Annotated in this window: 1 protein-coding gene; it reads right to left on the bottom strand. The window is 37.5% G+C overall.

Features of this window, described 5'->3' with window-relative positions; translation table 11 throughout:
* Nucleotides 1-245 precede the first annotated feature (245 nt).
* The gene (locus tag cpu_RS09205; RefSeq protein ID WP_075859722.1) at nt 246-1,451 is read right to left on the bottom strand and encodes an IS256 family transposase; all 1,206 of its coding nucleotides are present in this window, start codon (nt 1,449-1,451) and stop codon (nt 246-248) included.
* Nucleotides 1,452-1,509: the final 58 nt, after the last annotated feature.

Genomic DNA, 1,509 nt, shown 5'->3' with positions numbered 1-1,509 from the left:
GGGAATGTAAATAGTTTTGTGTAAATGGTTTTTACCTAACTAAAATGGCAATACTTTAAATAGCTTTACCTGCCAGGAGGATAGGGCAATGCCGAGGGGCAACCTGAGCGCCTGGCATGGTTTGCCGGGGATAGGGGGTAACTCCCCCTCCCAAAATTATCCCTGGGAAACCTAAAGCGATAAACCTCGGGGGTTTGGGGGCAGAGCCCCCATGATCTTGCTTTTATTTTGCCAACTTTTCTTTGTTATATAATCATTCTTTCCCCAAAGTATATAGTGAATTGTGATACACATAACCCCCAGTCTTTTATGGGCATCGTCCATTTTTTCAGAATATCAACCGTTGCAAGGTAAAGTATTTTTCTCAAAGAATCATCTGTAGGATAAGTAGTTTTGACTTTTGTTACTTTTCTTAGCTGCCGATGATATCCTTCTACGATGTTTGTAGTATAAATTAATTTGCGGATTTCTTGCGGATACTTAAAGTAGGTGCTTAACTCATCCCAGTTTCGTTCCCAGGACTTTGAAACTATCGGGTATTTTTTATCCCACTTTTCTTTAAGCTCTAAAAGTCCAAGTTCAGCTTCTTCTAAAGTTGCTGCACCATATACTTTCTTTAAATCTGCCATTAAATTTTTACGATCTTTGTACGAGACATACTTTAATGAATTTCTAATCTGATGGATTACGCAAAGCTGAATTTCTGCCTTAGGAAATACTGCTTTTATGGCTTCTGAAAAACCTGAAAGTCCATCTTTCGAAACTATTAAAATATCCTCTACACCACGATTTTTTAAGTCGTTAAAGACATTTAGCCAAAAAGTTGCTGATTCATTTTCTCCAATCCAGATTCCAAGGATATCTTTATAGCCGGATGTATTAATACCAAGAACGGTGTAAGCTGCTTTATTTATTATTCTTCCGTCCTGGCGAACTTTAAAGTGGATAGCATCAAAATAAACTATCGGATAAACTCTTTCTAAAGGTCTTGCTTGCCATTCGGTAATTTGCGGCATGATTTTATCGGTAATTTTGCTGACTAAAGCCGGGGAAACATCAATACCGTAAATGTCTTTCATTTGAGCTTCAATATCCCTATTGGTCATACCTTTGGCATACATTGAGATTATTTGGTCTTCAAGCTCATTGGCAGTTGTTTGGTATTTCTTGATGACTTGCGGTTCAAATTCACCGTTCCGATCTCGCGGAATTTCAATTTCTGTAGGGCCTAAACGAGTTTTTAAAGTCTTTTTACTATACCCATTGCGACTATTGCCCGAATTTTTCCCTTTAGGATCGTACTTTTGATAACCCAGGTGGTGTTCAAGTTCAGCTTCTAATAATTGCTGAATAGTATCGCTAAAAATGTTCTTTAACGCTTCATAAATGTCTTCAATACTTTTGCATTGACGGGCTAAATCTTTTACCGTCAGGTTTTCAAGGTTTTGCATAAGTGATCATCTCCTTAGTGGTATTATTTACCACTTACACAAAACCTTAAACATTCTC

The organism is Carboxydothermus pertinax (assembly GCF_001950255.1).
In the GTDB taxonomy this organism is placed as follows: domain Bacteria; phylum Bacillota; class Z-2901; order Carboxydothermales; family Carboxydothermaceae; genus Carboxydothermus; species Carboxydothermus pertinax.
This window is presented reverse-complemented; position numbering and strand designations above follow the sequence as displayed.

What these genes read in the sequence shown, in the direction of transcription:
- cpu_RS09205 (WP_075859722.1), bottom strand. Translation starts at nt 1,451, where the DNA reads ATGCAAAACCTTGAAAACCTGACGGTAAAAGATTTAGCCCGTCAATGC.